Below are 25,222 nucleotides of genomic sequence, written 5' to 3'. Positions count from 1 at the left end.
TGCGGCACCTTCCTCGAAAACAGAGGATCATCTTTCAGCTTTGGGAAATCTAGCGCATAATATTAACAATCGTTGTAAGGGATTCTTCACATACATGGATATTCGCCAACTCAGGACATTTCTTGCGATCACCGAACTGGGCAGCTTTTCGAAGGCAGCCCTTCAGGTGAATCTGACACCGTCCGCCGTCAGCCAGCAGATGCAGGCGCTGGAGACGGAGATCGGCGTTCCCCTGTTCGACCGCACCAGTCGACCCCCGCGGCCCAACACTGCAGGCATGCAGATGATCGACGCCGCTCGCGAACTGATCCGCACGGCGGACGACGCAATCGGCACGATCACGGGACGCAAGGTGGTTGGCACGCTGGCGATCGGATCGGTTCGCACCAGCGCCATGAGCCTGCTGCCGAAGGCGATCGTCCAGCTGAGGGAACGCAATCCCGACCTGCGGATCAGGCTGCGGGTGGGATCGTCGGATGCGCTCCTTCAGGACGTGGCGGCAGGGCGCCTCGACGCCGCGATGGTGGCCGAGAACCGCGACCTGCCCGCCGCGCTGCGCTGGAACCCGTTCATCCGGGAGCCTCTGTTCGTCATCGCCCCGCCGGACACGCCTGCCATGCCGGATCAGGACCTGCTGCGGGCATTCCCCTACATCCGTTTTCGGGCGGCCGTTCCCTTGGCGCAGACCATCGACCATGAACTCGCCCGGATGAACATCCCCCTGACCGAGATTGCCGAGATCGATACCATCTCGTCCATCACCTCCTGCGTGGCGAATGGCCTTGGCGTTTCGGTGGTGCCCAATATCGCGATCCGGGAATGTCCGGCCCCGCTGGTGGCGGTCCCCTTCGGCGATCCAGTTGTCACCCGGCGGATCGGCCTTGTCCAGCGGATTGGAAACGCGCGCGCCGTGATGATCGAACAGCTGCTGACCGATCTGAGAAATGTCAGTGGGGATCACGCGTCGTCATAAGCATTCGACCGGCCTTAAATCCGTGTCATTAGGAATGGATAAGGCTCGGTCGCCCGCTTTGCACGAAAGCGATCCGGGAAAGATCGAGCCTACATGAAGATCGCCCGCAGGGCTGCCCGCGTCCTCGTGGTAAGACGGGGATCAGTGCCCTTGGAGGCCGACCTGATCTCGTCCAGCCCCTGCTCCTCGTTCGCAGAGACAGGTGGGCCCATGATCTCGATCAGCGCCTTGGCCACAGTGTCACCGGCCGCTTGCTCCAGCGCCAAACGCAGGAGAAGAGCAGGATCGCAGCCGAGCGGGCACCCGGTCGACGGGCAGTTTGGTCGCACCCGACCGCAGCATCGACATCATGTTCGGCGACACGAAGCCCGCCTCCTCGGCGATCTCGCCTTGCGATCCGACCGGCTTCAGTTTCAGGAGGCGGCGGTACACGAACTTCGTCAGGGCGGTGTGTTCGAACGGTCTTTTCGGCATCTCGGTTCTCTTCTCGATTGACTAAGAGACTTATACCGATCGCAGCAGATCCTCCCTCGCGGGACCGTCAATGGCTTGAGCGATCCCAAAGATATCTTGCCATTCAGCCCATTTCTGCTTTCCTGGCGGCATGGTGAAGCTGGTTCTCCTCCACAAGTCGGCGTCGATCTACGACGACCTGCTCGACAGCGTCTAAGACTTCCCGCGCGCTTATCTGAAAGCGGTGACGGAGGCGGTTGGTGACTGGATCGTCTACTATGAGCCGGTGAAGGCGGGCGCCCGGGGGTATTTCGCGGCCGCTCGGATCCCAGAAGTCCTCCCAAAACCGCGTGAAGGACGCTACCTCGCGATCATCACGGATTACATGGAATTCGTCGAACGTGTCCCGCGCCTCCTGAACGGCCTTCCGCTGGAAACCAGCCTGATCGACGCCGCGGGTCAACCGATGCGGGGCGGCCTTTCACAATCAGCCGTGCGGCGTCTGCTGGAACCGGACTTCACGCGCATCGTGAACCTTGGCCTGCCCGAGAATTTGGAGAAGGTGGAGGCAACGCGCTACGACAAGCCGCTGCCTGGCCTTCAGGACGAGCCTTTGATGTTTCAGCGCCCAGTCATTGAACGGCTGACACGCCGTAAGTATCGAGACGTCGCCTTTAGCCGGAAGGTCCGCGAAGCCTACGACTACCGCTGTGTGATGTCCGGCCTGCAGCTCCGCAACGGAGGCGGTAGGCCGGAAGTCCAAGCAGCCCATATCCACCCGGTCGAAAGGGACGGCACCGACTCGGTGCGGAACGGGCTGACCCTTTCAGGAACGTTGCATTGGATGTTCGACCGCGGCCTGATCTCAATAGCCGACGACAACGAGACGATCCTCGTGTCGCAGAACAAGGTGCCGGGCGACGTGGTCCAGCGCCTCCTGCCGCCGGATCGAAAGTTGCTGAGGCCCCGGAACCCTCATCATGCTCCCATCCCGAGAACTTGAGGTGGCACCGCGAGAATGTCTTCGGGCAGGTGGTGCAGGAGAATGCCCCTTGGGACTGAAACCTCCCGGCAGCGAGCCATTCGCAGTTAATCCAAATGTCTGGCGTGACTATCCGCGCACGTGCCCCTCTTCCTGTGCTGCAGGATGATGACGCCGTCTCCTACCTGCGCGTCAGCACGTCCCTAGCAGTCTTCTGATTTTTCTGGCGGTCAATCGCCATCACGACTCTTAATAGCCGCCAGCAAATCTCCCACGCGCCCTCAGAGCTATAAGGGTGAGCATCGAGATGCTACTGCATCAACGGGGGTGGTGAATGAACAACCCGCATTTCGCCAAACGCGTGGTTCAGTGCAATGGCAGGTGCGTCGGGATCAAGCGAGCAGGCTCCTTGCCACGTCGTTCGCGGCCGGAGCCTCCATATTCTGCGTCTCAACAAGGATGGATGTAGCACCACCGGAGCCGTGACCGACCTGTCGAAGACATGCCTCCCGAAACGTGACAACTAAAGCCGTTTTATCCACGCCGACCTTGGCTTTGCCTCCGTCCCCTCCTCCTTCACAAACAGGTCAAACGGATTGACGCCTCAAGAAGAATAGGAACAAATAGTGAACTATTCCTTGTCCTGAATTGCCCCCGCCATGCCCCTGCATCCTTCCCCGACGCTCCGTGAACACATGGCCTTCGGATGAGCTATGCCGAGCTTCAGGTCAGTTCGCACTTCTCCTTCCTGCGGGGGGCGTCTTCGGCCGAAGAATTGTTCGCGACGGCGGCCGTCATGGGCATCAAGGCGCTGGCCGTGGTCGACCGCAACAGCGTCGCGGGGGTCGTGCGGGCGTGGGAGGCGGCGAAGACCACCGGCGTCCGGCTGGTGGTCGGCTGCCGGCTGGATCTGGTTTGCGGCATGTCCCTTCTGGTCTATCCCACCGACCGCATAGCCTGGTCGCGGCTCTGCCGCCTTCTCAGCCTTGGCAAGGCCCGCGCGGGCAAGGGCGGCTGCCACCTGGAATGGAGGGACATCGCCCCCTATGCCAAGGGGCTGATCGCGGTGCTGGTGCCGGACCGTGCCGACGACACCTGCGGCTTGCACCTGCGCCGGTTGCGCGACCTGTTCGGCGACCGCGCTTATCTCGCCCTGACCCTGCGCCGCCGACCCAACGACCAGCTGCGGCTGCACGAGCTGTCCACGCTGGCCGCGCGGATGCGGGTGCCGACGGTGGTCACGAACGACGTCCTTTACCACGAACCCTCCCGCCGCATCCTGCAGGACGTGGTCACCGCCATCCGCCACAACACCACGGTGGAGGCGCTGGGTTTCCGGCGCGAACGGCACGCCGACCGCTACCTGAAGCCGCCCGAGGAGATGCATCGCCTGTTTGCCCGCTACCCGGAGGCGCTGGCCCGCACGATGGAGATCACGGACCGCTGCCGCTTCTCGCTGGACGAACTCAAGTATCAGTATCCCGAAGAGCGGGACGATCCGACGCTGACGGCGCAGGAGACGCTGGTCCGCCTGACATGGGAAGGCGCCGCCGCCCGCTACACCGGGGGCATCCCAGAAAACGTCACCGCCGCCCTGAACCACGAGCTGACCCTGATCGCGCAGCTCGAGTATGCCCCCTACTTCCTGACCGTGCACAGCATCGTCCGCTTCGCCCGCTCCCAAGGCATCCTCTGCCAAGGGCGCGGCTCGGCGGCGAACTCCGCCGTCTGCTTCGTCCTTGGCATCACCTCCATCGATCCTGCCCTCAACGACCTCCTGTTCGAACGCTTCATCTCGGCGGAACGGCACGAACCGCCCGACATCGACGTGGATTTCGAGCATGAGCGGCGCGAGGAGGTGATCCAGTGGATCTACAAGACCTATGGCCGCGACCGCGCCGCCCTGTGCGCCACCGTGATCCGCTACCGCGCCAAGGGGGCGCTGCGGGACGTGGGCAAGGCGATGGGCCTGCCGGAGGATCTGACCGCCTCGCTGTCCGGCCTCATCTGGGCGTGGTCGGAAACGGGGGTCAGCGACCAGCACATCCGGGAACTGAACCTGAACCCCGACGACCGCCGCCTGCGCCTGACCCTGTCGCTGGCCGCCCAGTTGCAGGGCGCGCCCCGGCACCTCAGCCAGCATCCCGGCGGCTTCGTCCTGACGCAGGACCGGCTGGACGATCTGGTCCCCATCGAACCCGCCGCCATGGCCGACCGGCAGATCATCGAATGGGACAAGGACGACATCGACGCGCTGAAGTTCATGAAGGTGGACGTTCTGGCGCTTGGCATGCTGACCTGCATGGCCAAGGGGCTGGAGCTGATTGCGGATCACAAGGGCGTCCACCACGACCTCGCCTCCATCCCGCAGGAGGACGGGCCCACCTATGCCATGATCCGCAAGGCCGACACGCTGGGCACCTTCCAGATCGAATCCCGCGCCCAGATGGCGATGCTGCCGCGCCTGAGGCCGGAGAAATTCTACGATCTGGTGGTGCAGGTCGCCATCGTCCGCCCCGGCCCGATCCAGGGCGACATGGTGCACCCCTACCTGCGGCGGAAGGCCGGGCATGAGGCGGTGGAATATCCGAAGCCGGAACTTGAAAAGGTGCTGGGCAAGACCCTCGGCGTGCCGCTGTTCCAGGAACAGGCCATGCGCGTCGCCATCGACTGCGCCGGTTTCACCCCCGGCGAGGCCGACCTGCTGCGCAAGTCCATGGCCACCTTCAAGTTCACCGGCGGCGTCAGCGCCTTTCGGGACAAGCTGATCCACGGCATGGTCGAACGCGGCTATGCGGTGGAGTTTGCCGAGCGCACCTTCCGGCAGCTGGAAGGCTTCGGCTCCTACGGATTCCCCGAAAGCCATGCGGCCAGCTTCGCGCTGATCGCCTATGCCTCCGCCTGGCTGAAATGCCACCACCCGGACGCCTTCTGCGCCGCGCTTCTGAACAGCCAGCCCATGGGCTTCTACGCCCCCGCGCAGATCGTGCGCGACGCGCTGGACCACGGGGTGGAGATCCGGCCCATCTGCGTCAACGCCTCCCACTGGGATTGCACGCTGGAGCCTGCGGGCGACGCCTTTGCCGTCCGGCTGGGGCTGCGCATGGTCAAGGGCCTGGCCAACATCCACGCCGCGGCCATCGTCACCGAACGAAGGGACGAACCCTTCACCTCCATCGACGATCTTTGGCAGCGGGTTGCGGGCGTGCCTGTCGCCGCCCTGCATCGCCTCGCCGAAGCCGATGCTTTCCGACCCGGCCTTGACCTTGCCCGGCGCGAGGCGCTTTGGGCCATCAAGGGCCTGCCGGACACGGACCTGCCGCTGTTCGCCGCGGCCCGAGCGGACGCCGCCGAGCCCGCCGTCACCCTCCGCCCCATGCCCGCCGGGCGCGAGGTCGTGGAGGATTACAGCCACACCGGCCTGTCCCTGCGCCGGCATCCGGTGGCCTTCCTGCGCGACGATCTGCGCAAGCGGCGCATCATCCCCTGCGCCGAGGCCATGGCCACCCGGAACCGCCGCTGGTGCGAGGTGGCGGGCCTCGTCCTCGTCCGCCAGCGCCCGGGGTCGGCCAAGGGGGTCATGTTCCTGACGCTGGAGGATGAAAGCGGCATCGCCAACCTCGTGATCTGGCCCAAGGTCTTCGAAACCCATCGCCGCATCATCCTGGGCGCGGGGATGATCGCCGTGAAGGGCCATGTGCAGCGCGAAGGCGAGGTCGTGCATCTGATCGTGCGCCGGGTCACGGACCTTTCGGCCGAGTTGAGGGGCGTGGGGGCCCTGACGGACGCACAGGCCCCGCCCCCGGCCACCGGCCTGCGCACGCGCGACATGTACATCCGCGACCTGCATCTGGACACGATCCGCACGAAGACGCGGGATTTCCGATGACGTCCAACCCACACACGCGGCAAAACCCGCACCCTTTCCGGGAACCCCATCCGGTGGCCCAGAATTCATAGGGGACGCGGGCAGATCCCCTGACCGAGGCGACGATCAGAGGTGCGCATGACCGATCCCATCCCCACCGCCGCGGAAGCCCTTGCGCTTCTTCGAACCCTGGGCGCACAGGACCGGGTCCTGCACGTGACCCGGGACGAACGCACGGCCGAGGCGCTGGCCGCCTTCCTGCGCGGCGCGCTGCCGGATCGGCGCATCCGGCTCCTCCCCTCATGGGATTGCCTGCCCTTCGACAGCGCCTCCCCCACGCCCGAGGTGATGGGGCGCCGCATGGCCGTGCTGAACCGGTTGCAGGACCCGCAGGACGGCGACATCGTCCTCGCCCCCCTGTCCGTTCTACTGCAACGCCTGCCGCCCCGGCCGGCCGTGCGCCATTTCCCCGTCCGAAAAAACCAGCCGCTGGACGTGGCGGCACTGGAAGCCTTCGCCCGCGACGCAGGGTATGAGGCGGACGACCGGGTGGACGAACCGGGAGAGATCGCCTTCCGCAGCAGCACGATCGAGGTCTTTGGCGGCGGCGAATCCCGCCCCTGCCGGATCGAGATGGCGGACGGTCAGGTGACGGCGCTGCGGGGCTATGATCCGGCCACGCAACGCTCCCTCAGCGAAATCGACGCGCTGGACATCGTTCCCGTGACGGAACTGCCCCCGGCCGAGGAGGGGCACGAGCGCGGTGCCGAACACCGTCTGCCCGCCGCCTGGGACGGCCTGAGCCTGCTGCCCGACCACATGGGCGATGCCCGGATCACCGCCCTGCCCGCCACGCTGGCCGACGCCGCCCGCCGCCTGTCCCGGCTGGAAGACGCGCGTGCCGAGGCGGAGGCCGACGCCACCCATCCCCTGCCCGTCGACGCCCTGTACCTGAAAGCGGGGGAGTGGGAGGAGCTGAGCGCAAGGATCGAGGCCCTGCCCGATCCCCAAGGACGCGCCGTTCCCGGCTTTGCCGCCGCCCCCCGCCCCCGCGCCCGGTTGGCACAGTTCCTGAACAGCGACGGTGTGGCGGGGCGACGGGTGATCTTCGTCGCAGGCTCCGCCGCGGAACGGGCGCGGCTGGTGCGCATGGTCGGGCAGGCCACCGGGCAGCCACCCGAACCCGCCGACGACTGGGCGGGATGCGAAGACCATGACCATGCCGTCCTTGTGGCCGATCTGGCGCAGGGCGCCGTGACGGAGGATCTGGTTCTGGTCACCGCGCAGGACCTGATGGGCAGCCGCGCGCAGGCGGCCCGCGACCGGCTGGTTCCGGCGCTGGATGCGCTTCCCTTCACCGGCTTCGACCTTGGCGATCTGGTGGTGCACGAGGATCACGGTCTGGCCCGTCTGGAGGGGTTGGAGCCACTGGATCCCGACCGCCACGGCGCCGAGGCGATCCGCCTGACCTTCGCCCAGGACGAACGCCTGATGGTGCCCACGCATGATGCGGGCCGCATCTGGCGCTATGGCACGGCCGAGGCGGGGGTGAAGCTGGACCGCGTGCGCGGCACCGCCTGGCCCCGCCGCCGCAAGGCGACCGAGGACGCGCTGGCAAAGCTTGCCGATCACCTCGTGGCCCTGACCCGTGCGCGGGAGGCAGCAAGTGCGCCGAAGCTGGTTCCGCCCGCGCGCGACTTCGAACGCTTCATCGCCCGCTTCCCCTTCCCCCTGACCCCCGATCAGGCCGAGGCCACGCGCGCGGTGCTGGCCGACCTCGCCTCCGGTCGGCCGATGGACCGGCTGGTGATCGGCGATGTGGGTTTTGGCAAGACCGAGGTGGCACTGCGCGCCGCCGCCGCCGCCGCCTTCGCCGGCCGCCAGGTCGCCGTCTGCGCCCCAACCACGGTGCTGGCACGGCAGCATTTTGAGACCTTCCGCCGCCGCTTCGCCCCCCTGGGGATCGAGGTGGGACACCTGTCGCGGCTGGTGACCGGCAAGCCCGCCGCCGCCGTGCGCGCGGGGCTGGCCGATGGAAGCATCCGCATCGCCGTCGGCACCCATGCCCTGATCGGCAAGAACGTCCACTTCCCCGATCTGGGCCTTTTGATCATCGACGAGGAACAGCGCTTCGGCGCCGCCCAGAAGGAAAAGATGCGCACCCTTGGCGACAGCGTGCACGTCCTGTCGATGAGCGCGACACCCATCCCCCGCACGCTGCAAACCGCGCTGGTCGGCCTTCAGGACCTCAGCTTCATGGGCACGCCACCGGCCCGTCGCCGCCCCATCCGCACCCTGATCGCCGAGGAAACCGACACCACCCTGCGTCAGGCCCTGCTGCGCGAACGGCGGCGCGGGGGCCAAAGCTTCGTGGTCGTCCCGCGGATCGAGGACATCGCCCCCGTGGCCAAACGGCTGGAACGGCTTCTGCCGCGGCTGCGGGTGCGGATCGCCCATGGCGACCTTTCGGCGGCCGAGATCGACGCGACCATGGTCGGCTTTGCCGCGGGCGACGGCGACGTGCTGCTGGCCACCGGCATCATCGAAAGCGGGCTGGACGTGGCGCGGGCGAACACGATGCTGATCCTGCGCCCTGCCCTGTTCGGTCTGGCGCAGCTTCACCAGTTGCGGGGGCGCGTCGGCCGTGGCGCCGCACAGGCCTATTGCCACCTGCTGACGGCCGAAGGGGAGGAGCTGGCCCCCGACGCGCAGAAACGCCTGGGAACGCTTCAGGCCATGGACCGCCTGGGCGCGGGCATGGCGATCAGCGCGGCCGATCTGGACCGGCGCGGCGCGGGCGATCTTCTGGGCGACCAGCAGGCGGGCCACGTGCAGCGCGTCGGCCTTGGCCTGTACCAGGAGATGCTGGCCACAGCCCTGCGCCGCGCCAAGGGCGAAGCGGACGCGCCCCCCTCCCCCAAGGTTCCGGGCGAACCCGGCCACATTCCCGCCGACTACATCCCCGAGCCCGAAAACCGGATCGACCTGTATCACCGCATCGCCCGTACCCAGCGCGCCGAGGACGTGACCGGCCTGACGGACGAGATCGCCGACCGCTTCGGCCCCCCGCCGGAACCGGTGGACACGCTGCTGCGCGCGGCCCTGCTGCGGGTGCTGGCGGGCGGGCTGGGGGTGAAAACGCTCAACCTCGGCCCCGAGGGGGTGGCGCTGGATTTCCGCGATGGGGTGGACCTGAAGGATTATGCCGAACGGGACCCCGCCTTGAACGGCCTGACCTGCGAGGACCGGCGCCTGACCCTGCACCGCCCCGGCCCCGAAGACCGGCTGGAGGTCGCGAACGACCTGCTGGAACGTCTGGCCTGACCCGGGCGGCGGAACGCGCGCAATCCATTCAGATTGTGCGCATTCTCCCCCACCTCTCGTGCAGGGTGATCAGGAGCCGTTAACGTTTCCCGCCCACAGTCGGGATCATGCGACATCCTGATCCCAGTTTCGGCAGTTCCCGGCGATCGGTTTCGATCACCCTCCTCGCGATCCTCTTTCTGGGGCTTGCGGGGGTGATCGTGGCCAGCAGCTTCTCGTTCATGGGGGTACGCAAGGTCGATCGCGACTCGGCCGAGCGTGAGGTGGCCTTTGCCCGCCTTGCGCTGGCGTCGCTTCTGAAGACCCAGCCGAAGGACCAGCAAAGCTCGGCCATATGGAACGACGCCGTTCTGCGCGTGCGGGAGGAGGATGCGGCCTTCATGGAAGGCAATTTCGGCGTCTGGATGCAAGAATTTTTCGGGCATGACCGGAACTTCGTCCTGCGGCCCGACGGCGTGCCCATCTATGCCTCGTCCGCGCTGGCCACCGTGCCGGTGGACTCTCAGGCCGAAGTGTACGCCGCGATCGGCCCCATGATCGCCCGCCTGCGCGAACAGGTGCTGGAGGCGGAAAGCGCCAAGGATGCGTCCAGCCTGTCGGGCATGGACGTCATCGCCCTACTAGGCGGACCGGCTTTGGCCAGCGTGGTACCCATCGTGCCGGAGAACGAGGAGATTCCCTTCGATCCGGCCCACACCTACCTGCACGTGGCCCTGCGGCATCTGGACAAGGCCTTGGCGGAGAAGATCTTCCGCCCCTACCAGCTGTCCGCCCCCCATTTCGAGCCCGTTCCCGCGACGGGGTCGGAGCATTCGCTGAAGGTGATGGAACAGGCCACGCAGAACCTGTGGCTTGTGTGGACGCCCAACCGTCCCGGTCTGATCCTCGCGCGCGAGATTGCGCCCGCGGCGATGATGGCCGCCCTTGTCTGCCTGATGATCCTGTTGCTGCTTGGCCTGCGCCTGAACCGCACCACCAAGGATCTGGAAGGCAGCGAGGCGCAGGCCCGGTACCTCGCGCTGCACGACCGGCTGACGGGTCTGGCCAACCGCGTCCTGCTGGAAGAACGGCTGGAACAGGCGCTGGCGCAGGCCCGCGCCGGGGGACCGGCGCTGGGCGTCATCATGGTCGATCTTGACGCGTTCAAGCAGGTGAACGACGCCTATGGCCACCCGATGGGCGACAAGCTGGTGCAGCAGGTCGGCACGCGTCTGGCCCGGATCGTGTGGGACGGCCCCACCGTCGCGCGGCTGGGCGGCGACGAATTCGTCATCCTCCTCCCCAACCTTCGGGACGAGGAGGAGTTGATGCAGCATTGCCGCTGGGTTCAGGACGGGCTGTCCGAAGGATTCCGGATCGACGGCCACTATTTCCAGGTCACCGCCAGCCTCGGGGCCGTTCATTCCGACGCCTGCAGCCCCGACAAGGACGAGGTGATCCGCTGCGCCGACATCGCCCTGTACCGCGCGAAGAACGCAGGGAGGGCGCAGTTCAGCCTGTATCACGGCGAGATGGACGAAACGAACCGCAAGCGGAACCGGCTGGCGTCGGACCTTGCCGCCCTTCTGACGGAAGGCAAGGGTGCCATCGCGGTGCATTACCAGCCCATCTTCGACCCCCACGGCCATCTGGCGGGGGCGGAGGCGCTGGCCCGCTGGAACCATCCCGAACTGGGCCCCATCCCGCCCGATGTCTTCGTCGTCCTGGCCGAGGAACGTGGGCTTATCGAACCCCTCGGCCGCGCGGTGCTGGAGGAGGCGTGCCGTGTCGCGGCGCTGGCCGGTCTGTCCAAGGTGGCGGTCAACGTCTCGCCGTTGGAAATCTGCCGGGCCGGTTTTGCAGCGCAGGTGCTGCAGGTGCTGCAACAGCACGGCCTCGCCCCATCGCGGCTGGAGCTGGAGCTGACCGAACGCATCGCCATCAGCTCCCCCACCGCCGCGCAGAAGAACATCGCGGTGCTGCTTGCGGCGGGGGTCACGCTGGCCTTGGACGATTTCGGAACGGGCCATTCCTCCATCCGCTATCTGCGCGATTTCGGGTTCGACCGGGTCAAGATCGACAAGTCCTTCGTGCAGCAGACCGAAGCCGATCCCACGGCGCTGAAGCTGGTCCGCGCGATGATCGACATGGCCTTCTCGCTGGGCATCGCCGTGACCGCCGAAGGTATCGAGGAGGAGGCGCAGTTGTCCCTTCTCACCACCCTCGGCTGCAGTTCCTTCCAGGGCTATCTGCTGGGCCGCCCCATGGACCACGAGGCCATCACCCGCCTGTTCCAAAGCGCGAACAACGTAACCTGGCTGCCCGTGGCCGGCCGCTCCATCGCGTGACGGACGGCGGCCGGCTTATCCCCGCGCCGCCAGCGCCAGTCCGTCAACCACCGCCGTAAACGCCTCGCTCCGCAGGATGCGGGCCTGCGGGCACAGCTGCGCCGCGGCCTCCCCCACCAAGGTCATCAGGCTGGATCCGCCCACCAGGATCACCCGCCCCACCGCCGCCGGTGCCACGCCCGCGCGGCGCAGGGTTTCGGCCGCCGCCTCCTCCAGATCGGCCCGATAGGCGGCGAGCGCCTGGTTCAAACTGTCCGGCGTCACCGGCTGCGACAAACCACGTTCGATGAAGCCCATGGCGATGCGGGCATCGTTGGTGCGGTTGTTGGCGGCGATCTTGCCACGCTCCACCGCGAAGGCCAGTTCGTGGCCCAGCTCCTCCTCCAGCACGGTGGCCAGACGTTCCATCTTCCGCCGGTCCACCGCCATGCGCACCATTCCCGCGACCATGCGGCGCGTGTCCGGCGTGTAAAGGAAGGGGATCTTCGCCCAAGTCGCCAGATCCACGTACACGCCGTTCGGCACCGGCAGCTGCCCCGCCCCCATCTCGCGCCGCAGCTCTCCGCCATGGCCCAGCGCGGGCATGGCATGGGCCATCGACACGGCGTGATCGAAATCGGTGCCACCCAGACGGATGCCGTGGCTGGAAAGGATGTCGAGGCCACCGTCCCGGCTTTGGAACAGCGTGAAGTCCGAAGTGCCGCCCCCGATGTCCACGATCAGCCCCAGGTCGTTCTGCTGGCCAAGGCCGTGGCTGGCGATGGCCGCCGCCTCCGGTTCGGGCAGAAAGGCCACGTCCTCGTATCCGGCGGCCAGGTAGCAGGCGCGCAGGTCGTCCTCCGCCTGCCGGTCACGCGCGGGATCGGGATGGAAATGCACCGGCCGGCCCGACAGGGCGCGGCGGAAGGTCAGGCCGGTGGCCTTGTCGGAGCGCTCCCGAATCTCCACCAGAAAGTCGGTGATGATGTCCGCGATGGTGCGGCGGCGGCCGCCGATCATCCGCGATTCGTGCAACAGCGGCGTGCCGAGGACGCTTTTCAGCGCCCGCATGTAGCGCCCCTCCTCCCCCGCGATCAGGGCCTCGGCGGCGGCGCTGCCGATGCGCATGCCGCCCCATGCCGGAAAGAACACGGCGGTCGGCAGCGTTTCGGCCCCTTCCTCTACCGGGATGCGGACGATCCCTGCCGGGGTCGCCAGCGCGGCGGCCGAGTTGGAGGTTCCGAAATCGATCGCGAGGGTGTCTGTCATGGTGCCTGCCTGCGGATGGGCCGCATCGCGTAGCGGGAAAGCCGCACCGGCACAAGCCGTTCCGCATTGCCCCTTCCGCTGCCTGTGGCTAGAACCGAACCGGATGCGGGCGTGGCGAAATGGTAAACGCTGGGGTCTTAAACACCTCTGCTTCGGCTTGTCGGTTCGAGTCCGACCGCCCGCACCACCCCTAGAACACCGTCAGGCCCCGTTCGGTGATGATCGCGTCCAGCGGCTGATCCGTCGGTTCCACCGGCACGGCCGGCATTTCCTGCACGGCGAAGGCGAAGCCCACGGCCAGAACCGGTCCCTGTGCGCGAAGGCGTTCCAGCGTCCGGTCATAGAAGCCGCCGCCATAGCCCAAGCGGAAGCCGTTCGCGTCAAAGGCCACCAGTGGCAGGATCACGATGTCCGGCACCCGCCATGCGCCCATCGCGGGATGCGTCGTGCCGAAGGGGCCGCGCTCCAGCGCCCCGTCCGGCGTCCAGTCGCGAAAGCGCAGGGGCTGGCCCGCGCCCTCCACCACCGGAACGCAGACGGGGCCGGCATGGGCGGTCATCGCGGGACGGGGATCGATCTCGGTCCGCAGGGGAAGATAGCCCGCCAGCACCTTGCCCGCATGGGGGGCCAGCCAGGACGCCAGATGATCCGCCGCCGCCCCCTGCCCCATCGCATGGGCCTTCGCACGGGCGGCCAGCGCAAGGGCCCGCGCCTCGGCCTTCACAGCAGCACCAGTGTCGCCAGCCCCAGGAAGGAAAAGAAGCCGACCACGTCCGTCATCGTCGTCACGAAGGTGCCGGAGGCCAGCGCCGGGTCCAGCTTCAGCTTGTTCAGGGCCAGCGGCACCAGAACCCCCGCCAGCGCCGCCACGGCCAGGTTGATCACCATGGCCGAGGCGATGACCCCCGCAAGTGCCAGCGACCCGCCATAAAGGAGGATCCCCATCCCGCCCATCACGACGGCGAAGAACAGCCCGTTCACCACGCCCACCGCCACCTCGCGCCGCACGACGCGGGCGGCGTTGGAACTGGTCAGGTCGCGCGTGGCCAGCGCGCGCACGGCCACCGTCAGCGACTGGGTGCCCGCGTTTCCGCCCATGGACGCGATGATCGGCATCAGCGCCGCCAACGCCACGATGACCGAGATGGTGCCTTCGAACTGCGAGATCACCCAGGCCGAGATGTTGGCCGTCAGCAGGTTCACGAACAGCCACGGCGTCCGCGCCCGCAACGTGTCCCAGACCGAGTCCGAGATGGAGCTTTCGTCGCCCACGCCCGCAAGGCGCAGGATGTCCTCCTGGTGTTCTTCGTCCAGCACGTTCATGGCGTCGTCGATGGTGATGACGCCGACGAGCCGCCCGTCATCGTCCACCACGGGGGCGGAGATCAGGTGGTACTGGTTGAACTGATAGGCGACGTCCGACTCCGGATCCTCGGGGTGGAAGGTGCGGTAGCTGTCTTCGGACAGGTCGCGCAGCGCGATGTCGCGGCGTGACGACAGCATCCGCCCCAGCGTCACATAGGACACGGGCTTCATCCGCGGATCGATCAGGATCACGTGGTAGAACTGGTCGGGCAGGTATTCGGCGTTGCGCAGGAAATCGATCGCCTCCCCCACCGTCCAGTGTTCGGGGGCGATCACCGCCTCGCGCTGCATCAGGCGGCCCGCGGAGTATTCGGGATAGGTCAGCGCCTTTTCGACCGCCGCCCGGTCGGCCCGGTTCAGCGCGCCAAGGATGATCTCCTGCTGCGGCAGTTCCAGATCCTGCACGATGTCCACGACATCGTCGGTGTCCAGCTCGCGCACGGCGTCGGCCAGCACCTGCGGCGACAGGGTGTCGATCACCTCCTCGCGGATGCCTTCGCGGATCTCGGACAGCACCTCGCCGTCCATGCCCTGCCACAGGGTCAGCAGGTCGTGCCGTTCGGGCGCGGTGATCTGTTCCAGAAGGTCGGCGATGTCGGCGGGGTGCAGCGGTTCCAGCAGACTCGTGACGCGGGCGGGGTCCTGCGCCTCGACCGCGTCCAGGATGTCCTGCGCCAGCCGTTCGTTCAGACCCTCGTCCTCACGTTCGTCAAGTTCTGCCATGCGACCTCTCATAATGCTTCGTCGGCGATAACCTGCGTTTCCCCGGCCAGAAAGAGGGTTTAGTATGACATCACGTTAAAACGAGGAACGTGATGGACATTCTTCTGGGTCAGGTGCTGCGCTTCGACGGCGATCCCTTCGCGGACGGCACATCGCGGATCGACGAGGCGGTGGCGGTGGCGGGCGGCAGGATCGTCGCCACCGGCACGAAGGATGCCCTTTGCGCCGCGCATCCGCAAGCGCGGGTAACCGATTACGGGCGATGCCTGATCTCGGCCGGATTCATCGACGCGCATGTGCATTACCCGCAGACGGCCATCATCGCCAGCTGGGGCAAGCGGCTGATCGACTGGCTGGAAAGCTACACCTTCCCCGAGGAGATGCGCTTCGCCGACCCCGCCTATGCACGGGAAATCGCGGACCGCTACCTGGACCTGACGCTGGCCAACGGCACGACCACGGTCTGCACCTATGCCACCATCCACCCCGAAAGCGTGGAGGCGTTCTTCGCCGCCGCACAGGCCCGCGACCTTCGGGCGTTCGCCGGCAAGACCTGCATGGACCGCAATGCCCCCGACCGCCTGCGCGACACGGCGCGATCAGCCTATGATGATTGCAAACGCCTGCTGGAAGCGTGGCATGGGCAGGACCGGTTGTCCTATGTCATCACGCCACGGTTTTCCCCCACCTCCACCCCGGAACAACTTGCGGCGCTGGGTGCGCTGTGGCGCGAACATCCCGATTGCCTGATGCAGACCCACCTGTCCGAACAAACGGACGAGATCGAGTGGGTGCAGGCTCTGTTCCCCCAATCCCGCGACTATCTGGACACGTATGAGGCGCAGGGATTGCTGGGCGAAGGCGCCGTCTTCGGCCACGCCATTCACCTGACCGAACGCGAACGCGCCCGGCTGATGGACACGGGGGCGTCGCTGGTCCATTGCCCGACCTCCAACACCTTCATCGGGTCGGGGCTGTTCGACATGGGGCTGGCCCGCACCAGCCTTCGGATCGGGCTGGCCACCGACACGGGCGGCGGCTCCAGCTTCTCGATGCTGCGGACGATGGCGGCGGCGTATGAGGTGGGACAGCTGCGCCGCGACCCGCTGCATCCGTCGCAACTGTGGTGGCTGGCGACCCAAGGCTCGGCGCGCGCGCTGCGGGCAGAGGATCGCATCGGCAACATCGCCCCGGGGATGGAGGCCGACCTCGTGGTGGTCGACCTCGCCTCCACCCCCGCGATCGAACAGGCGACCCGCCGCGCCACGGATGTCTGGAGCGAGGTCTTCCCCACCATCATGATGGGCGACGACCGCGCCATCCGCGCGGTCTGGGTGAACGGCCGCCCCCGTTAAGGGTAATCCTGCTCGTGTTGTTGTCAGAAACAGGAGAAGCGTGCGCAAAGGCGTCAATCGAAATCCGCGTGGCCCGTTGATCGAGCCCATGGATGTGCTGGTCGATGGTACCACCATCCGAGAGGTTGGGACGAACATCTCCACCTCCGCCACGATACGGGACATGGCGGGGCTTACGGTCATGCCGGGCCTGATCGACTGCCACGTCCATGTCATCGCCACGAAGCTGAACCTTGGCACGAATGCGCAGTTGCCCAATTCGCTGGTCGCCCTCAGGGCCGCGCGGATCATGAGGGGGCATGCTGATGCGCGGCTTTACCACCGTGCGGGACCTCGGCGGTGCGGATATCGGGCTCGTAGAGGCGGTGGAGGAAGGCACCATCGTCGGGTCGCGTCTCGTGATCTGCGGCAAGGCCCTGTCCCAGACGGGCGGGCATACCGACTATCGTGGCCCCTATGACCGCCGCTCCGTCGCGTATTATCCGGACCAGCTCGGCGCGCTTGGCCGTGTCTGCGATGGCGTGGACGAGGTGCGCCGTGCCTGCCGCGAGGAGGTGAAGGGCGGCGCTCAGTTCATCAAGCTGATGGCGAATGGCGGCGTCTCCTCCCCCACTGATCCGATCGCCAATCTCGGCTTCTCCATGGACGAGATCGTGGCTGCGGTGGAGGAAGCGAAGAACGCGCATACCCATGTCGCCGCCCACCTTTACACCGACGAGGCAATCCGCCGGGCGCTGGAAGCGGGCGTCATCTCCATCGAGCATGGCAACCTGATTACACCTGAAACGGCCCGGCTAGCCCGGGATAAGGGAGCCTTCGTCGTTCCGACCAACATCGTCTACGACCGCCTGGCCAAGGATGGCGCGGGACTGGGCCTGCCGCCGGCGTCGGTTGCCAAGATCGAGGATGTCCGCAGCATGGGCCTCGACGCGCTGTCCGTCCTGCACGAGGCGGGCGTGCTCATGGCCTACGGCACCGATCTTCTGGGAGAGATGCACGAGCATCAATCCGAGGAGTTCGTGATCCGCGGGGAGCGCCTTCCGGCCAAAGACGTCATCCGTTCCGCCACGCTGGACGCGGCAAAGGCCCTCCGCATGGAGGGCCGTATCAGGACGATCGCGCCCGCGGCCTTCGCCGATATCATCGCGGTAGATGGCAACCTTCTACAAGATCTCAAACTTCTGACAGGTCAGGGGCGGCATATTCCCTGCATCATGCGGAATGGCGAAATCATCAAATCGCTCTGACGCTCGCTGTCATGGCACCTCGCAAGCTGGAAATGTTGAGGTAGGACCGGGCGTTGAATTCCAGCCTGAGCATAACGGTTACGGCGATGACGGCAACGGAAAGGAGAACCATTGGGCACCTATCGTGACCGGTTCCGCCCCTGCGCCGGTCCTTTAGGCACCCGAAACTCCTTGTCTGCGCGCACACCACCTTCTCGATCTCGTGCTGCCCACATCAAACAATCTCATCCGGAAAGCTTTTCTGGATCGGAGAACCATGCATTCCAAAATGCTCACGCATGTTTCTCCTGTGTTTGACACCCGTCAACTCGCACAGCGTGGCGAAGACGACGTCGACGCCCCGCGCCAGCTGCGCGTAATCCGTCCACTCCTCCGGCGCGTGGGAAATGCCGCCCCGGCTGGGCACGAAGATCAGGCCGGTGGGGGCGAAACCGGCCATAATCATCGCGTCATGGCCGGCCCCGCTGACCATCGTCCGGTGCTTCAGGCCCAGCGCCCCGGCGTGGCGGGACAGGCTGGCGTGCAGTGCGGCCGACAGGGGCGTGGGGGCAACGAACAGCTGCTCCTCCACCTCGGTCGTCAGGCCGTTGCCCCCGGCCGCCTGGATCACCGCCGTCGTTTCGGCGATCAGCTGGCGGACGACGGACTCCTCCGGCGCGCGGATGTCGACGGTGAAGACCACCAGATCGGGGATCACGTTCGCGCCGCCGGGGCTCACCTCCATCTTGCCCACCGTCAGGACCGAGTCCCGCCCGATGCGGCGCGCCAGATCGGGCAGTTGCGCCAGGGCCGTCACCGCGCCCACCAGCGCGTCGCGCCGCGCGTTCATCGGCGTGGTGCCCGCATGCCCCGCCTGCCCGCGGAACGTCACCTTCAACTGGGACAGGCCAACGACGCGATCCACGATGGCCACATCCTCGCCCTGCGCTTCCAGGACAGGGCCCTGTTCGATGTGCAGTTCTAGGAACGCATGGACCGATCCGGGGGCCAGCACGGCCTCCCCCGCCCGTGCGGGGTCGAGGCCATAGGCCGTCATCGCCTCGGCCGCCGTGACGCCGGTGTCATCGGCCAGCGTGTTCAGATCGGCGGGGTCCAGCTGCCCCGTCAGGATGCGGGAGGCGAGAAGCCCGCCCCCGAAGCGGGAGCCTTCTTCCTCGATCATGGCGATGACCTCGATCGGGCGGTCCGGCGTCAGGCCGTGCTGGCGGAACAGGAAGGCCGCCTCGATCCCCGTGACCACGCCGGCGGGGCCATCGAACCGCCCGCCATTGGGGACGGAGTCGAAATGCGACCCGACGATCACCGGCGCCAGCGTCGGATCGCGTCCTTCCAGCCGCCCGAACAGGTTGCCCACCGCATCCTCGCGCACGGTCAGGCCGGCGGCTTCCATCTGCGCGCGCAGGAAATCGCTTGCCCCCCGGAACTCGGGGCTCCAGGTCAGCCGCGTCGTGCCCTGGCCCGGCGTGGCGGTGAAGCGGTCCAGACCTTCGATCATCTGTTCCAGGCGGTGGGGATCGGCAAAACGCTCCATCACAGCCACCCCGCGAAGATACCGGCCAGAACAACGGACACCATGGTCACCGTCACGAAGCCCGCCACCAGCATGGGCGGCAGCATGTGCGCGATCAGGACCTCCCGCTCGTCGGGGTCGTCGGTCAGGGTATTCACCACCTCGTTCGTGATGACGTAATCGGCGGGAAAGCCGTAAAGCGCCGTCAGCGAACAGGCGAAGGCCATGGCAGGCGTGAAGCCCAGAAGCCGCCCCACGACGAAGGAAAACACGTACATCCCCAGCACGCCGATCGCGATGGTCACCACCATCGGCACGGCCAGTTCCGCCAGCATCTGCGGCGTGGCCTGCTTCAGCCCGTCGAAGATGAACACCATCAGGATCAGGATGGTGAAGCCGAAGGCGTTGGCCGACCGCAGGGGCTGACGCTCCAGAAATCCGACAGACGTGGCGATCACGCCGAACACCAGGCACAGCACGAAGGGGCTGATGGTGACGACGGGTTTGGCCAGTTCGGCCGCGCCCCAGGCCAGCAGGGCCACCACGCCCAGCCGCAGGAACATGAAGTAGTGACTGTTATAGGCGGGCGGCATCGCGGCGAACAGGCGCGGCGGCGCCGCCACGGCCCCATGGCCCGCGGCGGCCGCCACCGGCCCCTGCCACTCGCCGGCACGGTGACGGGCCAGCACGCGGTTGCCTTCGCGCTTCAGCATCACCGCCGTCAGCGGATAGCCCACGAAGCCCTGCATCACGTAGATCAGGATCGCCAGCACCGACAGGCTGGTCAGCCCCGCCTCGGCCGCGGCCTGCGACATGATCAGCGAGGCCACGACCCCGCCCACCAGCGGCGGCGTGGCCACGACCACGGTCTGGAAATCCAGCACCGCCGCGCCCAGCGTCATCAGCAGCGCCACGATGCCGACGATGCCCGAAAGCGCCACGACCACGGTGCGCCATTGCCGGGCCAGCTCCTCGAACGACAGAAGGGTGCCCATGTTCGTGATCAGCAGATACATGGCCAGGAACACGATCGGCGTCTGGAAGCCGGCAAGGGCCACGATGTCCGGGGGAAAGAACGTCCAGTACCCCAGCAGGAACAGGACGGCGCAGACGAACACGGAAGGCAGCCAGGACTTCGTCCGGGTGGATACGGCGTCGCCGATGAACAGGATCAGCGCGAGGATGGCAAAGGCCAGCAATTGCGGCATGGGTCGGAACTCCGCCTGGGGGATGGAACACGCGGAAGGACGACCGTCGCTCCGGCAGGAACGATGTTTGATCCATATGGATGTATATCGCAATCGCGAATACCCTCCGCAGGCCGACAAGCTTCAGGACCCAGGAACATGACCACGCCCGACATTGCGCAGATGCTGGACGACACCTTCGCGTCGGACCTGCGCTATCTCATGGCCGTCAGCCATGTCGTGCTCAGCAACAACCAGATCACCAACCGTTTCATCGAACGCGAATACGACATGCCGGTGCAGGCGTGGTCGGCGCTGTACGCGATCGTCACCTTTCCAGGCCTGCGTGCGCGCGACATCCAGGCGCTGTTCCCCCGGCCGCAGAATTCCATCAGCCGCGCGGTGGGGCTTCTGCTGCGACGCGGGCTGGTGCGCGAGGAAACCTCGGCCACGGACGGCCGTGCCAAGCAGCTGTTCCCGACGCCAAGCGGCGCGGACCTGCTGGGGCGGATCCGCGCAAAGGTGCTTCAACGGCAGGAGGAGATGTTCGGCGCCCTGAACAACGCCGAACGCGAGACCTTTCTGGCCCTGTGCCGCAAGATCGTGCGGGACCCGGGCCTTGGCCGGTCCAGCGCGATGCCGTCGGACTGACGTCAGGTCGGATTGTCGCAGCGCAGGGTCACCTGCGTCACGCCGCGCACCGCCTGCATCCAGCGCAGGTTCACCGACGCCTTGGTCGTCCCCTGCTCCACCTCGGTCCAGGGGGCGGGCAGTTGCGTGCGGCCCGACCCGTCGGTGATGGCGCCCTTGGCCACGATCGCCGTCACGTTGCGCGCCCAGCTTCCGAAGGGCAGGAAGCCGCCCGCGTCCACCGTCCAGGTGGCCGATGCGGTGTTCTGCGTATGCTCCACCGTGACGGGGCTGAAGGTGGCCTGGGTGATCCCGTTGAACGTGTTCGACAGGAACACCGTGTTGCGGAACCGGCTGTAGGTGAGCGTGGCATAGGTTTCATCCACCATGTCCACCCGGTCCACCGTGGCATTGACGGTCCGGAACGCGTTGCCCATCACGCTGAGGCCGTTGATGAAGTGCCCTTCACCACGGGGCGTCACCACCAGCCACCGGAACGACGGAAGCACCCCGCTGGCCATGAAGATGTTGCCCGTGATCGTCAGCCCCCCATAGGAGAATTCGGAGTTGAAGGCCGGGCTCTGGTCATGTTCGTTCGTCCATTCGAGGAAGCAGTTGTCGACATAGTTGCCGGTGAACAGCGTCTTGCAGTTCATCTCGGTCAGCACGATGCCGGCGCGCCGCACCGCCGTTTCCCCGTCCCCCTGGAAGAAGTGGTTGCCGATGAACATGTGGCCGGACCCGTTGGCCACCGCGAAATGGGCGAACCGCACCACGCGGTTGTGGCGCAGCTTCACATCGTTGGCGTTGACGTTCAGCGCGATCGTCGTGCGGTCCACGGCGGTGACGGCCTGTTCGTTCGACAGGAACTGGTTCTCGTCTAGGATCATCCCTTGGCAGCCGGTCCCGATGGAGGTGATGCCCCGGTCCAGCGGCTTGTTGATGACGCTGTGGGCTAGGCGGAAGATGGTGCCGGCGGGGGGCAGCAGGATCGCGCTGCAATAACCGTTGCACTGCATCTCCACGTCCGTGATCTCGAACTTCGAGAACTTGGCGAAGCCCGAAAAGTCGAGAAGATACTTGAAGCGCGAGAAGGTCAGCTTGCGCGTGCCCACGGTGGCGCCGGGCGGCAGGTTCAGTTCCACCGTGCCCGCGCCCACATCCACCGATTTCACGTAAATCTCGCGCGGGATGCCCGGACCGCTGACATGGGAGCCGACGGCGATGTTGGCCGCGTTCTGCACATCCGTCAGCCGGTAGGGGTTGGACACGCTGTAGGTTGCGGCCGAGGTGACGACATCCGTGGCCCATTTCGCGTTCGCGTTCGCGTTCAGCTGGCCGTTGGTCAGGACGCGCCGCTGTTCGAAATTGGCAAGGCCGGACAGCGCGGCGACGTCCACGGGTTCCGGGATGTCGACGATGCGGCCCGACAGGTCCAGCGAGACGTGGTTGGTAAAGTGAAACAGCGCCTGAAGCGCCTTGCGGAAGCCTTGGTATTCGCCGCCGAAGGCCGCCGCATAGGTGTCGAGGTCGTAATTGTGCGTGCAGGCCAGCCGCATCGCTTCGGGCATCTTCAGCGTTCCTTCGAACCGCACCCGGCTGTTCAGCGTCAGGTGCGACGCGATGTAGTAGGTTCCGGGCGACACGAACAGCCGCTGGCCGTTGGTGGCGGCGTCGGCGGCCAGGAAGGCGGCCCGGTCGTCGGTGACCCCGTCGCCCAGCGCACCGTAATCGCGCACGTCCACCATCCCCATCATGTCGCGCAGGAAGACGGAGGTCACATCCTCCACCACGATGTCGTCGATCCGCACCACGCCGCCGTTCGGACCGGTCAGGTCGAGGCCAAGATGGGCGTTGACGGGCGCCGTGCCCCAGACCATGTCGACGCCCTGACGGTTGCCCGATCCGATGATGGCGGTGACCTCGACCACCTCGCCATAGGATTTCAGCGTGGTTTCGGGGCCGGTCAGGGGAACGCTGACGGCCTTGCCCTTGGCATCACCGGCCCATGCCGCGATCCGCACGGTCGGGAAGGTGCCGCTGATCGCCTTCACGCGGGCGGTCACGCGCAGGTAAAGCCCGGGCTGGAAGGGGATGGACTGGAAGCAGCGCAGCTTTTGCGTGGCTTCCTGCTTCAGCAGCTCCATGCAGCCGGCGAAATCCTGGTCCGAAGGGACGTAGGCCGCGTTCGCCTGCCCGGCATAGCTGGCCTGCCCCGCTTCGCCATCCGCCCGCGACCAAAGGCTCAGCCCCTGGGAGAACGCCGGCGGCATCAACACCAGACCGTCGGTAATCGCCTTGTTCATCGAAATCCTCGCCTCGCTTGAGTTGCGGGCAGGAGTATCAACGGACGGTTAAGCCCCCCCGACGCCACCGCGCGGAGGGGCGCAACGTCAGGCCAGCTCGCCGCGCAGCGCGGATTCGATCAGGGCGATCGTCTCGTCCACGCCGTAAAGGGCAATGAACCCGCCGAAACGCGGCCCTTCGGACGCGCCCAGAAGCACCTCGTACAGCGCCTTGAACCAGTCGCGCAGCGGCTCGAACCCGTGCTCCTTGCCGACGGCGAAGACCATGGTCTGAAGGGCCTCGTCCTCCAGCCCGCCGTCCCAGCCGCGCAGGCGGGACAGCAGATCCTCCATTGCCGCGCGCTCCTGATCGGTAGGCAGGCGGAACTGACGCTTGGGGGCCACGAAGTCGTTGAAGTAGCGGACCGCGAATTCCGCCGCCTGATCCAGATCCGGGTTCCCTTCGGGTGAGGCGTCGGGCGCATAGCGCTTGATGAAGCCCCACAGCCCCGCCTTGTCCTTGGCCGCCGACACCGAAGCCAGGTTCAGCAGCATCGCGAAGGGCACCACCATCTTCGATTCGGGCGGGTTGCCGTTGTGGATGTGCCAGACCGGGTTGTCGACGCGCTTGGCCTCATCCTGCATGGCATAGGCGCGCAGCTGCTGGTGGTATTCGTCCACCGCCTTCGGGATCACGTCGAAATGCATCCGCTTGGCCGTCTTTGGCTTCAGATACATGAAATAGGACAGCGATTCCGTGGAGGCGTAGGTCAGCCATTCGTCGATGGTCAGCCCGTTGCCCTTGGACTTGGAGATCTTTTCCCCGTTCTCGTCCAGGAACAGCTCGTAGGTGAAATGCTCGGGCTTCTTGCCGCCAAGGATCTCGCAGATCCGGTCATAGATCGGCGTGTTGGTGGAATGGTCCTTGCCATACATCTCGAAGTCCACGTCCAGCGCGGCCCAGCGGGCGCCGAAATCGGGCTTCCATTGCAGCTTCACGTTGCCGCCGGTGACGGGCAGCGTCGTCTCGGTCCCGTCCTCGTCGTCGAAGGTGATGGTGCCGTCCTGGGCGTTCACGTCCCGGATCGGGACATACAGCACCCGGCCGGTCTTGGGGCTGATCGGCAGGAAGATGGAATAGGTCGCGCTGCGTTCTTCGCGAAGCGAGGCCAGCATCACCTTCATCAGGTCGTCATATCGCTCCACCGCGCGCAGCAGCACCGCGTCGAACCGCCCGGACTTGTAGAATTCGGTAGCCGAATAGAACTCGTACTCGAACCCGAACGTGTCCAGGAACCGGCGCAGCATGGCGTTGTTGTGGCCGCCGAAGCTGTCGTATTCCCCGAACGGATCGGGAACCGAGGTCAGCGGCCGCTGGATGTTCTCGCGCAGCATCTCCTGCTCGGGGACGTTGTCGGGCACCTTGCGCATCCCGTCCAGATCGTCCGAAAAGCAGATCAGGCGCGTGGGGATGTCGCAGATCGCCTCGAACGCACGGCGGATCATGGTGGTGCGCGCCACCTCGCCGAAGGTGCCGATATGGGGCAGGCCCGAAGGGCCGTAGCCCGTCTCGAACAGGACGTATCCCTTTTCGGGCACCTTGCCGCCGACGCGTTTCAGAATCCGGCGGGCCTCCTCGAAAGGCCAGGCTTTGGAATTCATCGCGGCGTCCTGAAGGGCCGTCATGGGCACATCTCCCTTGTTGCGCGGCACCCTGCCGCTGCGCGTGGTCTATTGCCGACACC

16 protein-coding genes, 1 tRNA gene and 1 pseudogene are annotated in these 25,222 nt (G+C 66.4%); 10 read left to right on the top strand and 8 right to left on the bottom strand.

Features of this window, described 5'->3' with window-relative positions; all coding sequences use genetic code 11:
- Positions 1-94: 94 nt before the first annotated feature.
- Positions 95-973, top strand: a complete 879-nt coding sequence (locus tag ACSHZY_RS05950) for a LysR family transcriptional regulator (protein ID WP_435166750.1) — start codon at positions 95-97, stop codon at positions 971-973.
- A 240-nt stretch (positions 974-1,213) separates the two neighbouring features.
- Here the strand turns inward: ACSHZY_RS05950 and ACSHZY_RS05945 are convergent, their stop codons facing one another.
- Positions 1,214-1,447 carry a hypothetical protein gene (locus tag ACSHZY_RS05945; protein ID WP_435166747.1) on the bottom strand — a complete coding sequence of 78 codons (234 nt, stop codon included), beginning with the start codon at positions 1,445-1,447 and terminating at the stop codon, positions 1,214-1,216.
- A 223-nt stretch (positions 1,448-1,670) separates the two neighbouring features.
- Between ACSHZY_RS05945 and ACSHZY_RS05940 the strand changes: the two genes are divergently transcribed.
- The 4 genes from ACSHZY_RS05940 (at position 1,671) to ACSHZY_RS05925 (ending at position 11,927) form a co-directional block, all read left to right on the top strand.
- Positions 1,671-2,429: an HNH endonuclease gene (locus ACSHZY_RS05940; protein ID WP_435166745.1), complete on the top strand. Its 759-nt coding sequence runs from the start codon at positions 1,671-1,673 to the stop codon at positions 2,427-2,429.
- A gap of 685 nt (positions 2,430-3,114) precedes the next feature.
- The gene (locus ACSHZY_RS05935; protein WP_435166742.1) at positions 3,115-6,297 is read left to right on the top strand and encodes an error-prone DNA polymerase; all 3,183 of its coding nucleotides are present in this window, start codon (positions 3,115-3,117) and stop codon (positions 6,295-6,297) included.
- A 117-nt stretch (positions 6,298-6,414) separates the two neighbouring features.
- On the top strand, positions 6,415-9,600 hold the full coding sequence (locus ACSHZY_RS05930) for a DEAD/DEAH box helicase (protein ID WP_435166739.1): 3,186 nt from the start codon (positions 6,415-6,417) through the stop codon (positions 9,598-9,600).
- Positions 9,601-9,707: 107 nt separating this feature from the next.
- The gene (locus ACSHZY_RS05925) at positions 9,708-11,927 is read left to right on the top strand and encodes a putative bifunctional diguanylate cyclase/phosphodiesterase (RefSeq protein ID WP_435166736.1); all 2,220 of its coding nucleotides are present in this window, start codon (positions 9,708-9,710) and stop codon (positions 11,925-11,927) included.
- A 15-nt stretch (positions 11,928-11,942) separates the two neighbouring features.
- Here the strand turns inward: ACSHZY_RS05925 and ACSHZY_RS05920 are convergent, their stop codons facing one another.
- Positions 11,943-13,175, bottom strand: a complete 1,233-nt coding sequence (locus tag ACSHZY_RS05920) for an Hsp70 family protein (protein ID WP_435166733.1) — start codon at positions 13,173-13,175, stop codon at positions 11,943-11,945.
- A gap of 105 nt (positions 13,176-13,280) precedes the next feature.
- Here ACSHZY_RS05920 and ACSHZY_RS05915 point away from each other — a divergent pair.
- Positions 13,281-13,362, top strand: a tRNA-Leu gene (locus ACSHZY_RS05915).
- Between the two features lie 3 nt (positions 13,363-13,365).
- Here ACSHZY_RS05915 and ACSHZY_RS05910 read toward each other — a convergent pair.
- Together ACSHZY_RS05910 and mgtE are read right to left on the bottom strand one after the other, a co-directional pair.
- A complete protein-coding gene (locus ACSHZY_RS05910) occupies positions 13,366-13,899 on the bottom strand; it encodes a 5-formyltetrahydrofolate cyclo-ligase (protein WP_435166730.1) in 534 nt (177 codons plus the stop codon).
- Positions 13,896-15,263, bottom strand: coding sequence for a magnesium transporter (gene mgtE / locus ACSHZY_RS05905; RefSeq protein ID WP_435166727.1), 1,368 nt, complete (start codon positions 15,261-15,263; stop codon positions 13,896-13,898). Before mgtE ends, ACSHZY_RS05910 begins: the two co-directional genes overlap by 4 nt.
- A 92-nt stretch (positions 15,264-15,355) precedes the next feature.
- Between mgtE and guaD the strand changes: the two genes are divergently transcribed.
- The 3 genes and pseudogenes from guaD to ACSHZY_RS05890 all read left to right on the top strand — a co-directional run bounded on the left by guaD (position 15,356) and on the right by ACSHZY_RS05890 (position 17,865).
- Positions 15,356-16,618, top strand: coding sequence for a guanine deaminase (gene guaD, locus ACSHZY_RS05900; protein ID WP_435166724.1), 1,263 nt, complete (start codon positions 15,356-15,358; stop codon positions 16,616-16,618).
- Positions 16,619-16,706: 88 nt separating this feature from the next.
- Positions 16,707-16,874 (top strand): annotated as a pseudogene (locus tag ACSHZY_RS05895) (amidohydrolase family protein); the annotation flags it as partial.
- Between the two features lie 49 nt (positions 16,875-16,923).
- Positions 16,924-17,865 carry a metal-dependent hydrolase family protein gene (locus tag ACSHZY_RS05890; RefSeq protein WP_435166721.1) on the top strand — a complete coding sequence of 314 codons (942 nt, stop codon included), beginning with the start codon at positions 16,924-16,926 and terminating at the stop codon, positions 17,863-17,865.
- A 214-nt stretch (positions 17,866-18,079) separates the two neighbouring features.
- Here the strand turns inward: ACSHZY_RS05890 and ACSHZY_RS05885 are convergent, their stop codons facing one another.
- Positions 18,080-19,396 carry a Zn-dependent hydrolase gene (locus ACSHZY_RS05885; RefSeq protein WP_435166718.1) on the bottom strand — a complete coding sequence of 439 codons (1,317 nt, stop codon included), beginning with the start codon at positions 19,394-19,396 and terminating at the stop codon, positions 18,080-18,082.
- The gene (locus ACSHZY_RS05880; RefSeq protein ID WP_435166715.1) at positions 19,396-20,583 is read right to left on the bottom strand and encodes a hypothetical protein; all 1,188 of its coding nucleotides are present in this window, start codon (positions 20,581-20,583) and stop codon (positions 19,396-19,398) included. The genes ACSHZY_RS05885 and ACSHZY_RS05880 overlap by 1 nt, the downstream gene beginning before the upstream one ends.
- A gap of 138 nt (positions 20,584-20,721) precedes the next feature.
- Here ACSHZY_RS05880 and ACSHZY_RS05875 point away from each other — a divergent pair, with 138 nt between their 5' ends.
- Positions 20,722-21,213 carry a MarR family winged helix-turn-helix transcriptional regulator gene (locus ACSHZY_RS05875; RefSeq protein ID WP_435166712.1) on the top strand — a complete coding sequence of 164 codons (492 nt, stop codon included), beginning with the start codon at positions 20,722-20,724 and terminating at the stop codon, positions 21,211-21,213.
- Positions 21,214-21,215: 2 nt separating this feature from the next.
- Here ACSHZY_RS05875 and ACSHZY_RS05870 read toward each other — a convergent pair whose 3' ends face one another.
- Positions 21,216-23,498: a glycosyl hydrolase family 28-related protein gene (locus tag ACSHZY_RS05870; RefSeq protein ID WP_435166709.1), complete on the bottom strand. Its 2,283-nt coding sequence runs from the start codon at positions 23,496-23,498 to the stop codon at positions 21,216-21,218.
- Positions 23,499-23,585: 87 nt separating this feature from the next.
- Positions 23,586-25,163, bottom strand: a complete 1,578-nt coding sequence (locus ACSHZY_RS05865) for a lysine--tRNA ligase (protein ID WP_435166706.1) — start codon at positions 25,161-25,163, stop codon at positions 23,586-23,588.
- Positions 25,164-25,222 lie beyond the last annotated feature (59 nt).

Source organism: Falsirhodobacter sp. 1013 (assembly GCF_051195255.1).
Classification (GTDB): domain Bacteria; phylum Pseudomonadota; class Alphaproteobacteria; order Rhodobacterales; family Rhodobacteraceae; genus Falsirhodobacter.
Note: the sequence above shows the minus strand (reverse complement) of the source record. Positions and strands in the feature narration are given on the sequence as shown.

Excerpts from the sequence above, each read along its gene's own strand:
- ACSHZY_RS05865 (WP_435166706.1), bottom strand. The coding sequence starts at position 25,163 with ATGACGGCCCTTCAGGACGCCGCGATGAATTCCAAAGCCTGGCCTTTC.
- ACSHZY_RS05930 (WP_435166739.1), top strand. The coding sequence starts at position 6,415 with ATGACCGATCCCATCCCCACCGCCGCGGAAGCCCTTGCGCTTCTTCGA.
- ACSHZY_RS05870 (WP_435166709.1), bottom strand. The coding sequence starts at position 23,498 with ATGAACAAGGCGATTACCGACGGTCTGGTGTTGATGCCGCCGGCGTTC.
- ACSHZY_RS05875 (WP_435166712.1), top strand. The coding sequence starts at position 20,722 with ATGACCACGCCCGACATTGCGCAGATGCTGGACGACACCTTCGCGTCG.
- ACSHZY_RS05920 (WP_435166733.1), bottom strand. The coding sequence starts at position 13,175 with ATGACAGACACCCTCGCGATCGATTTCGGAACCTCCAACTCGGCCGCC.
- mgtE (WP_435166727.1), bottom strand. The coding sequence starts at position 15,263 with ATGGCAGAACTTGACGAACGTGAGGACGAGGGTCTGAACGAACGGCTG.
- ACSHZY_RS05950 (WP_435166750.1), top strand. The coding sequence starts at position 95 with ATGGATATTCGCCAACTCAGGACATTTCTTGCGATCACCGAACTGGGC.
- ACSHZY_RS05925 (WP_435166736.1), top strand. The coding sequence starts at position 9,708 with ATGCGACATCCTGATCCCAGTTTCGGCAGTTCCCGGCGATCGGTTTCG.
- ACSHZY_RS05880 (WP_435166715.1), bottom strand. The coding sequence starts at position 20,583 with ATGCCGCAATTGCTGGCCTTTGCCATCCTCGCGCTGATCCTGTTCATC.
- ACSHZY_RS05935 (WP_435166742.1), top strand. The coding sequence starts at position 3,115 with ATGAGCTATGCCGAGCTTCAGGTCAGTTCGCACTTCTCCTTCCTGCGG.
- ACSHZY_RS05890 (WP_435166721.1), top strand. The coding sequence starts at position 16,924 with ATGCGCGGCTTTACCACCGTGCGGGACCTCGGCGGTGCGGATATCGGG.
- ACSHZY_RS05945 (WP_435166747.1), bottom strand. The coding sequence starts at position 1,447 with ATGCCGAAAAGACCGTTCGAACACACCGCCCTGACGAAGTTCGTGTAC.
- ACSHZY_RS05885 (WP_435166718.1), bottom strand. The coding sequence starts at position 19,396 with ATGGAGCGTTTTGCCGATCCCCACCGCCTGGAACAGATGATCGAAGGT.
- guaD (WP_435166724.1), top strand. The coding sequence starts at position 15,356 with ATGGACATTCTTCTGGGTCAGGTGCTGCGCTTCGACGGCGATCCCTTC.